Genomic DNA, 10,026 nt, shown 5'->3' with positions numbered 1-10,026 from the left:
TACGTCCTGTACGTCGGGGGTAGGCGCTGAAGCTAGACAATAAAAAAGGCCAGACAGTGTTCATACTTAAGTATGAATGTGTCTGACTTTTTTTATTTAGCCTTTAAGAATTAAATCTAGTTCTCCTTAAAATACCTAGCTAGCCCCTGGTAAATGCCAGTCGTCACCGTGTCTTGAAATTGGCTGGAAGATACGAGTATTTCTTCCGTAGGATTGCTGAGGTAACCTAGTTCTAGCAGAATTGCATTGCGCTTATTTTCTCTTAACACATAATAATCTCCGGAACGATAGCCGCGGTCCTTTAGATTTGTCTTAGAAGTAATAGAGGAGTGAACATTGGCAGCTAAATTCTTTTGATAGGAATGATAATAATAGGTGGTCATTCCATGAACACTTCGGTCTAACATACTATCATAGTGAATACTGATAAAGGCATCGGCGTTATGATAATGTGATGTATACACCCGTGATGATAGAGGGATATATGTATCATTATTACGAGTTAATATGACGTTAGCCCCTGTAGATTTCAATTTTTCATATAAGCTTTGAGCTGTCTGCAATGTTAATAATTTTTCAAGCGTCCCTCTTGCCCCTGTTGTCCCATTGTCTCTTCCGCCATGACCGGGGTCAATAACAATTTTTTTATTCTTCAAGTGTAATTCTGATCCGGGTTTTTCTACCATAGGTGCTGAACCATTTACTGAAACAATCCAACCGGCAATATAGCCGCTTCCCCCATTGGTGAGACGGATTTCATACCAATCATTTTGGATACTAATAATATCAAATATATCTCCCTGGTTGGCCCTATGTACGACTTCAGAATGAGCATTTGCATTTTTTCTAATGTTAGATCCATTATGAATAATGGTAAGAGAGCTATCCTTCACTTTTTGCTCACTTACAGCTGGTTGGGCAGTTTCAGATTTGTCCAAATACCAGCTAGCCACCCAGCCGAATAATCCCTTTTCATACTCGATTTTTGCCCAGTTATTGGCTTCCTCGATAATTTGATAGCTTTCGTTTTGTTGTACCGAGCCAATTGCTTTTCCACTTAGAGAAGCAGTATCTCTGACAGTTAACGATGTTGCTGTTACCTTGGCTTTTTTACCTGCGCTTGTCGATTTACTTTGTTGTTTTTCGGGAGCGGGGCTATTGGAAACAGCTTTGTCTATTTGAATATATTGGCTGCTTATCCATGCTTTCGTCCCAGAAAAAGAGATTTCAGTCCATTCACTTGTCTGAGATAATATCTTTACATTATCTCCTAAACTTAGTTTTCCAATAATAGAACTATTTAGAGAAGGTGAGTTTCTGACATTTAAGGAATTCGCAGTAATACTGCCATTCCATTTTCCTTCTACACTAGTAGTTTTGCTACTAGTTTGGATTTGGATAAAGTCACTAGAGACCCAGCCATTGCCAAAAGAAGTTTGAAGATTCACCCAATTTCCATCCATACTGTGAACCGTGTATGCTTCTCCTTTATTAACTGTTCCAATCACTGGAAAGCTTGTCCCTGGACCTTTTCTAATTCGAAGGCCATCTGTTGAAATGATGGCAGTCTTGTTCTTCTCTAATTTTTCTGAGGAACTGCCCGAGATAGTCGCGCTTTCCTTCGTCACGAGCCAATTGGCTACCCAGCCACGAACACCGTTACCAAGCTGAACTTCAATCCATTCATTCTTTTCGGAAAGGGAAGGGTATTTTTCTCCTTTTTTTGCCTTCGCAACGATCGGATAGCTCAAACCGGGACCTTTGCGAATATTTAAGCTATCTGTTCCCACTGTGACAGTTTGGCCCACTGCTTTTGCCGCTGACGGAGGAGTGGCTAATCCTATGAAGAGAACAGTGCAAAAAAATAAGAGAATTTGTTTCTTGAGCATTTGCTCCCTCCTTTTTGATAGATTCACATCTTTAAGAAAAACAAATTTTGTTTTTTTAGTCAAGCCTTTCCTTTTACTAAATGATATTACTTCTCTTTAGATCGCTTAAATCCTTCCAAATGAGATGAAAAGTTTCAAAATATGCGTCTGATTGCTCTATTGTCAAAATATCATAAATTTTATTGCTTATTGGCGACTTTTTCATCAAAGAAAAAAGCTATCTCAAATGAAATAGCTTTTTTTCTTAATATTTAATGTTTTTCGTGTAAATTACCTAGTTCATTTCCGGTTTCTAAAACATATCTTAAAAGTGACTGTAACTTATCTTTGTGGTTTTATTTATATAACTTACAAAGGAATTTTTTGAGGCGCTGCTTTTGCCTCTTTTTTTTGTAGTTTTACATAAAAGCTGCTTAGGGACTTCATGCATCCCGCTATTATGGTATTTGAATTGATTTTATATGGGAAAGCCTCAAACATATATTCTCCCCCTTTGCGAGTATTATTTCTGCGAGGTTATTTTCAATCTTTTTTAACAGTCCCACTTTTTTAGGATCTTTTCCCCCATCAAAGATGACAAGTTTTCCTGCTTCTTTTTTTAACTGATCTTCCAAATTAGGAAGTAAAGGAAAATTCGTTGGACTTACTCGCAAGTGTACGTGACTTTTGCCTAAAGATAGGTTCATGTTGTTTAAAGTATAAGGTGAAGAGTTTTCATTAAAAGGGACAAGCCATTTTATATGGTCTATTGAAATAAATATCAACTTATAAATGGGTGAATAAAAAGCCACATAGTCATTATAGACATTTGTTATATATCCATAGTAAGATAAATCTTTTCCTACATAAATTTCTGTAAACACTGCCTTTGATTTATTTAATACTTCTTTAACATTAAGAAGATCCATTTTTGCAAACGCAGAAGATTCACTAGGCGAATCTACATAATCATCTTTATTGCTGTTAAGCTGGAAATGATGTACGTGTAACAAAGGGATATATAAATACCGTTGACCATTAAAGATGACAACAATATCTTTTCCTGCGTCAAGTAAAATCCCATTAATTGTTTCTTTCCCAAGCTGTAAATTTACTTGTTTACCTTGTAAAGTGATTAAATCAGTCAAACTCTTTTCCTCCTTAATATTTTTCCATATTTCATCATTAAATTTAGGCAAATACCATTTGTACCCAATAGTACAATAAGAATAAGGTGAAAATTGTAGATATTGGGATAACAACTAATGACACACTTAAATAATCCTTCCATTTCACTTTCACTTTATGCTGTCTGAGAATATACAACCAGATCAGAGACGCAAGCGTACCAATTGGAAGCAATAAGGAACCTATATCGCTGCCGATGATATTTGCAAGATAAATCGTCTTTAAAGTAATTGGATCGAGCCCCATTTCTGTTAAAGTTATCGTCCCAACCATCAAGGCTGGATGATTGTTAAAGATATTAGAGAGAATTGAAACGAGTCCGCCCATCGTAAAGCTTGCATAGAGCAGCCCTTGGTTGACAATAGGTTCACATAATTTCACGAGGAATGCCGTCAGTCCTACATTGTGAAGTCCGTAAATAATGACGTACATGGAAAAAGCGAAAATCAGAATGTGCCAAGGAGTCTTTATCAAAATATCAATGGGGTTTGTTCGCAGGTGATACCATCGCCATACTAGCAAAGCAACGGATCCGAGCACAGCAACTAGAGAAATTGGAATGGAGAGAAAAGAGGCTACAAATAATAAACAGCGCATGATAAAAACAAACAGCAATACTTTCAACATAAACTTTGTACGTTTTCTCTTTGTCTCGACAGAAAGTTTTCCTTTTAAAGGATGAAAATTTTTGGTGAAAAAACTCTCCTCGATCTCATAAGTGGAATTTGGCAATTTTCTTGGCAATTTTTTCTTCACTACGACAAACATTAACCAGGACATAAACAGTAAACCTAATGTTGCTGGGACAAACATCATGGCAGTATGCATATATAACGTCATATCTACAATTTCCAATGCAATGAGATTAACGATATTGCTGACGCCAATGGGAGCACTTGAAGCGGTAGCTGTAAGAGCGCCACTTAATAGGTACGGGATTTGCTGATGGGGTTTTAACTGCAGGTTTTTCAGTAATAGAATTAAAATCGGTGTTGTAATTAAGATGCTTCCATCATTATTAAATAAAAGTGTCATCAAGAAGCATAGAAGCTGAACATACCAATATAGACGGTAGCCTGATCCTTTTGCCATACTAGCAAGCCGGGCAGCTGCCCAGTGGAAGAAACCGAAGCTTTCTAATATGACTGCCATGACAATTGTCGCCATAATCGTAATAGAGGCTCCGCCAATTTTGCTGATAATATCCTCAATATTTGCTCGAGATACGATTCCTGTTATTAAAATGATCCCTGCACCAACAGCAGCTGGATAAGCTTCATTGAGCCCCTTTGGCCTCCAAAAAATGACCAGCATGGTCGTGACAAATACAAATATGGTAATTCCTAATTCAAATGACATTTTCTCACTCCATTTCTTTTTTTTCAGAGCAGAGTCATATGACACTGCATGTCCGTTTGCTTATATTTATATTCGCCTGAAAAAAGAAGGGACTAGATTATTGACCAAATTTGTCTAAATGTATGTTTGTCTAATAGAGACAATTGCATGATTAGATGAGTGTCTATTAAATTAAAGTCTTAGTTTTACTAGTTGTTCATCCAGAAAATGCATTTTCTATTCTAAAAGTGGGAAGAATAGGAGATAACTACGTAACGAAGGGTGAAAAAAATGAGATTTGGTGAAAAGGGAACATCTGCCCACTTAGGAGAAAACCAGATATTTGGAGTAGATTTTCATGACTTTATTCAAAAAGAACAAGGCTCAAACATGGTGGAATTAGCTTCAGAGTTTGGTTTATCTGTAAGAGATGTTCGTAAATTAAAAAAACATTTAGAAAGATCTTAAATAACGCTATTGACAATCCGATTGTTGATACGTATGATAATATAAATATTAGGATGAAATATTAACCGTTGATGAAGAATAGTAGTTAAGCTCCACATGAAAAGAGAAGAAATGTCATAGGCTGAAAACATTTCTGCATGATGATTTAATGAAAGAACACTTCGTAGGTTTCTCTCTGAAAGAGGCATTCACTTTAGTAGGAGCTGAACGTTCACAGGCGTTAACTGTAAAAGAGGAAGCACGTTCTTTTTAGGACGTCTTCAATTAGGGTGGCACCACGGGAAATTACAAGCTCTCGTCCCTTGTATTGTATACAAGGAGGCGGGGGCTTTTTTATTTTTTATAAAATACTACTTATTTTTGGAATAAGGAGGATTCAGATATGACATCAATCCAAATACCACGGGGAACTCAAGATATTCTCCCAGGCGAAATTGAAAAATGGCAGTTAATAGAGGAAAAAGCAAGAGAGCTTTGCGAGAAGTTTCAATATCGCGAAATCAGAACCCCGATATTCGAGCACACAGAGTTATTTTTGCGAAGTGTTGGGGATACGACTGATATTGTTCAGAAGGAAATGTATACATTTGAAGACCGCGGAGAACGCAGCTTAACGCTAAGACCAGAGGGGACAGCTGCAGTTGTTCGTTCTTTTGTTGAAAATAAAATGTATGGGGACGCAACTCAGCCTGTAAAGCTTTATTATATGGGACCAATGTTCCGCTACGAGCGTCCGCAGGCAGGACGATACCGCCAATTTGTTCAATTTGGTGTTGAGGCCATTGGAAGCAATGATCCTGCCATTGATGCAGAGGTTATAGCTTTAGCCATGAGCCTTTATAAAGAACTAGGCTTGGAAAAGATAAAGCTAGTCATTAATAGTCTCGGTGATAAAGAAAGCCGAAATGCACACCGTGAAGCATTAGTAAACCACTTTAAGCCAAGAATAGACGAGTTTTGTTCAGACTGCAGGAGCAGATTGGGTAAAAATCCAATGCGAATTCTTGACTGTAAACAAGACAGAGACCATGAGCTAATGAAGGCTGCTCCATCGATTATCGATTACTTAAATGAGGATTCCAAGAAATATTTTGAAAAAGTACAGCAGTATTTAACTGATCTTGATATTGCATCTGAAGTGGATCCAAATCTAGTTCGCGGACTTGATTATTATAACCATACAGCATTTGAAATTATGAGCAATGCAGAAGGATTTGGGGCCATCACCACACTTTGTGGAGGCGGAAGGTATAATGGTCTCACCGAAGAAATTGGCGGCCCTGAGGCACCTGGAATCGGTTTTGCGATGAGTATTGAACGTTTTATCGCTGCCCTAGAGGCTGAACAAATTAAACTGCCAATTAATGAGAAGATTGATTGCTATTTAGTTTCGCTAGGAGAAGAAGCAAAGGACTATACAGTTGGATTACTGCATAGGCTTCGCCTCGCTGGCTTCTCAGCAGAGAGAGATTATTTAAATAGAAAAATAAAAACACAGTTTAAAGCAGCAGACAGGGCCAATGCTAAATATGTGGCGATTTTAGGGGAGGACGAACTTAAAGCTAATAAAATCACCCTAAAATCAATGGAAACTGGTGAACAGTCGGAAATGGAACTAAATACATTTGTGGAAAAATTCACAGAGCTAGCTAGACAATAGGAAAAGCGGAGGCGACTGTACAACCACGACAAGCATAAGGCAAGCTGTCAAGAAGGTTGTATTTTAACCTTATTGGCAGATTGACTTATGACCTCGAGAGGTTAGGAGCCGGAGCTAGACAATAGGAGGAATAAAGAATGTTTGGGAGAACGTACTACTGCGGAGAAGTGACAGAAGCCGCCATTGGTGAAAAGGTTATTTTAAAAGGTTGGGTACAAAAGCGTCGTGATTTAGGAGGACTAATCTTTATCGATTTACGCGACCGGACTGGCATTATCCAAATTGTTTTTAATCCCGAGGTATCACAAGAGGCACTTGCTATCGCGGAAAAGGTAAGAAATGAATATGTGCTTGATATCGAAGGAGAAGTCATCGCCCGCGGAGAAGGCACGATCAATGAAAATCTTGCAACTGGACGTATTGAGGTACTAGTTAAAAAGATTTCGATCTTAAACGAAGCGAAAACTCCTCCATTCATGGTTGATGATAAAACAGATGTTTCCGAGGATATTCGATTAAAATATCGGTACCTTGATTTGAGAAGACCGGCTATGTTTGAAACATTAAAAATGCGCCATCAAGTTACGAAAGCAATGAGGGATTTTCTGGACGGAGAAGGCTTCCTTGATATTGAAACACCGATTTTAACGAAAAGCACACCAGAAGGGGCGCGTGACTATTTAGTTCCTAGCCGCGTACACCCTGGTGAATTCTATGCTTTGCCGCAGTCGCCGCAAATTTTTAAGCAATTGCTAATGGTTGGGGGATTTGAAAGATATTATCAAATTGCCCGCTGCTTCCGTGATGAGGATTTACGTGCGGACCGTCAGCCTGAATTTACGCAGGTCGATATGGAAATGAGCTTTATGAGTCAAGATGAAATAATTAGCCTAATGGAAAACATGATGAAAAAGGTCATGAAGGAGGTAAAGGGGTTAGATATCCAACTTCCATTCCATCGCATGACTTACCAGGAGGCGATGGACCGTTTTGGATCCGATAAGCCTGATACTCGATTTGGCATGGAATTAACTGATTTATCGGAGGTTGTGAAGGATTCCAGTTTCAAAGTGTTTGCAGGAGCCGTATCATCCGGTGGTCAAGTGAAGGCAATCAATGTGAAAAATGGCGGCAGCCAATATTCAAGAAAAGATATTGACGCTTTAACAGAATTTGCAGCTGTTTTTGGAGCAAAAGGTCTTGCTTGGTTAAAGGCAGAAGAGGACGGATTAAAGGGACCAATTGCTAAATTCATAACAGAGGAAGAACAAAAGGCAATGACAGCCACTCTATCTGTTGAAACGGGAGATTTATTACTATTTGTGGCAGACAAGAAAAACATTGTGGCTGATGCACTAGGAGCACTTCGATTAAAGCTTGGTAAAGAGCTTGGTCTAATCGATCAAAGCAAGTTTAACTTCCTTTGGATTACAGATTGGCCATTATTAGAATATGATGAAGAGGCAGGCCGTTATTTTGCGGCACATCATCCGTTCACAATGCCATTTAGAGAGGATTTGGAACTTCTAGAAACAAATCCATCCGAAGTTAGAGCTCAAGCCTATGACCTTGTATTAAACGGTTATGAGCTTGGTGGCGGATCTCTTCGTATTTTTGAAAGAGCGGTTCAGGAAAAAATGTTTAATGTCCTTGGCTTTACACAAGAGGAAGCAAATGAACAATTCGGATTCTTAATGGAAGCCTTTGAATATGGCACACCTCCACATGGGGGAATTGCCCTGGGCTTAGACAGATTAGTCATGCTGCTGGCAGGAAGATCCAATCTCCGTGATACGATTGCATTCCCGAAAACAGCAAGTGCAAGCTGTCTGTTAACAAATGCTCCTGGAGAAGTAAGTGTGGCCCAATTAGATGATCTTCACTTGGCATTAAACGTAAAAAAATGAGCATGGACCTATATTTGTACGCTTGTAAGAGAAATATGAATATGATAAAATACAATTAATCTTTAAAGAGTCCTGATGTGTTCGTTGTGTAACCTGACATTTTGACCGAACATCTATCCTTCGGGAGTCCAGAGTTTTCTATAGCGGCGTAAATGCCTCATGGCATGAGGACTTACATATGCAGAAACAGGACACCCACCTGCTTTGTGCGGGTTCAAAACGAAGGCATCTAAGCGACGGCACGATTGGGACTCTTTTCCTTTCATATGAATGCAAAATCTATTCCACATCGAAGGAATAGGTTTTTTTGTTTTGGTTCGAGTGAAAAAATGCCTAACAAGGTCATCAGTCGCTTTATCTGGTGCCCGCTGAAGGGGAGAATTATCATGATCGGTCATCAGTTGTTCGATCTGGTGCCCATCGAAGTGGAAAATTGCCATCAGCGGTCATCAGCTACTTTTTTAAAAATAATAAAGCTCTATAATTTGTTTTTTAAGACAGAAAAAAGCCTGAAGAATGACAGGCTTGAAGGATTTATTTATTTCACAGCTAAATATTCATCTGTAATATTTTTTATGATTGTATGAACAGGCAATATTTTCTTAATTTCAGACACTCTCGCGCCAGCGAATACGAGGCCATTTTCTACGTCCCCGCCTACGGATTTTAATAGTGAATCTAGTGTACAAAAGCGGTAGGAGCAGTTTTTTAAACAATCATGGCATTTATCGATTTTTAATTTTCCGGTTCCTGAAATTAAATCGGTAAACTTGTTCTTAATGGCTCTTCCTTGCAGGCCAACCGTGGTTTTAACTAGGATCGTATCTTCTTTTTGTGCATTCACATATTTTTCTTTAAAGGATAATGGGGCGTCACATTCCTCACTGGCAACAAACCTTGTACCCATTTGTACCCCGGAAGCTCCCATTTGAATGGCTCTAGCTACATCTTCTCCGGTTAATATTCCACCGGCTGCAATGACTGGAATGTTTACGGCTTCAACTACTTCTGGAAGGATTTCAAATAAAGGACGGTCTGTTCCTAAATGGCCGCCCGCTTCGCATCCTTCAACAACAACAGCAGACGCTCCCAATCTCTCAGAAAGTCTTGCTAGCTTAGCTGTAGAAACAATCGAAATAACAGGAGTTCCACTCTCTTTTCCCCAGGAATACATATCGCGTGAAATTCCTGCACCTGAAATAATAAAATCTACTTTTTCCTCTATAGCAGCCTTCATTTTTTCGGCAAAATCATTCATTGCAAATAATACATTAACGCCAATATAGCCTTTTCCAATGATCTTTTCCTTTGCCTTTCTAATATGAAACTTTAGTTCATCTGTTGAAATTCCTGTTCCTGATATAATTCCAATCCCACCTGCGTTTGCAACAGCTGATGCAAGCCCGCTCAGTGAAATGCCAACACCCATACCTCCTTGAAGGATGGGAACTTTCGGTTCCATATGGCCAATTTTTAATTGTGGTAAGTTCAAAGTATAACCCCATTTCAATTGTTTAGGAATGATTTGGTTCATGCTTTATTAAAGTATCATGGTTATTATTAAAAAGCTGTGATTAATATTACTAGGTACTAATAG

General features: G+C 38.6%; 7 protein-coding genes, 1 other RNA gene and 1 other annotated feature. Of the genes, 4 read left to right on the top strand and 4 right to left on the bottom strand.

Annotated elements, in window-relative coordinates:
* Nucleotides 1-116: 116 nt before the first annotated feature.
* From V7149_RS10270 to V7149_RS10260, 3 genes are all read right to left on the bottom strand, one after another.
* Nucleotides 117-1,889 carry an SH3 domain-containing protein gene (locus V7149_RS10270; protein ID WP_335345536.1) on the bottom strand — a complete coding sequence of 591 codons (1,773 nt, stop codon included), beginning with the start codon at nt 1,887-1,889 and terminating at the stop codon, nt 117-119.
* 437 nt (nt 1,890-2,326) lie between these two features.
* On the bottom strand, nt 2,327-3,016 hold the full coding sequence (locus tag V7149_RS10265) for a DUF2642 domain-containing protein (protein ID WP_335345535.1): 690 nt from the start codon (nt 3,014-3,016) through the stop codon (nt 2,327-2,329).
* A gap of 43 nt (nt 3,017-3,059) precedes the next feature.
* Nucleotides 3,060-4,415 (bottom strand): arsenic transporter, encoded by a 1,356-nt coding sequence (locus V7149_RS10260; RefSeq protein ID WP_335345534.1) that lies wholly within the window; start codon nt 4,413-4,415, stop codon nt 3,060-3,062.
* Nucleotides 4,416-4,685: 270 nt separating this feature from the next.
* Between V7149_RS10260 and V7149_RS10255 the strand changes: the two genes are divergently transcribed.
* From V7149_RS10255 to ssrS, 4 genes are all read left to right on the top strand, one after another.
* Nucleotides 4,686-4,862 carry a hypothetical protein gene (locus V7149_RS10255; protein ID WP_335345533.1) on the top strand — a complete coding sequence of 59 codons (177 nt, stop codon included), beginning with the start codon at nt 4,686-4,688 and terminating at the stop codon, nt 4,860-4,862.
* A gap of 59 nt (nt 4,863-4,921) precedes the next feature.
* Nucleotides 4,922-5,168, top strand: a binding site (T-box leader).
* Nucleotides 5,169-5,244: 76 nt separating this feature from the next.
* Complete coding sequence (gene hisS / locus V7149_RS10250; protein WP_335345532.1) at nt 5,245-6,522, top strand: histidine--tRNA ligase; 1,278 nt, start codon at nt 5,245-5,247, stop codon at nt 6,520-6,522.
* 137 nt (nt 6,523-6,659) lie between these two features.
* Nucleotides 6,660-8,429: an aspartate--tRNA ligase gene (aspS, locus tag V7149_RS10245; RefSeq protein ID WP_335345531.1), complete on the top strand. Its 1,770-nt coding sequence runs from the start codon at nt 6,660-6,662 to the stop codon at nt 8,427-8,429.
* Between the two features lie 66 nt (nt 8,430-8,495).
* A non-coding RNA gene (gene ssrS, locus V7149_RS10240) (6S RNA) lies at nt 8,496-8,685 on the top strand.
* Between the two features lie 282 nt (nt 8,686-8,967).
* Here ssrS and V7149_RS10235 read toward each other — a convergent pair.
* Nucleotides 8,968-9,939, bottom strand: a complete 972-nt coding sequence (locus tag V7149_RS10235) for an NAD(P)H-dependent flavin oxidoreductase (RefSeq protein ID WP_335345559.1) — start codon at nt 9,937-9,939, stop codon at nt 8,968-8,970.
* Nucleotides 9,940-10,026 lie beyond the last annotated feature (87 nt).

This window comes from Bacillus sp. JJ1503, from assembly GCF_036965125.1.
GTDB lineage: Bacteria > Bacillota > Bacilli > Bacillales > Cytobacillaceae > Cytobacillus.
This window is presented reverse-complemented; position numbering and strand designations above follow the sequence as displayed.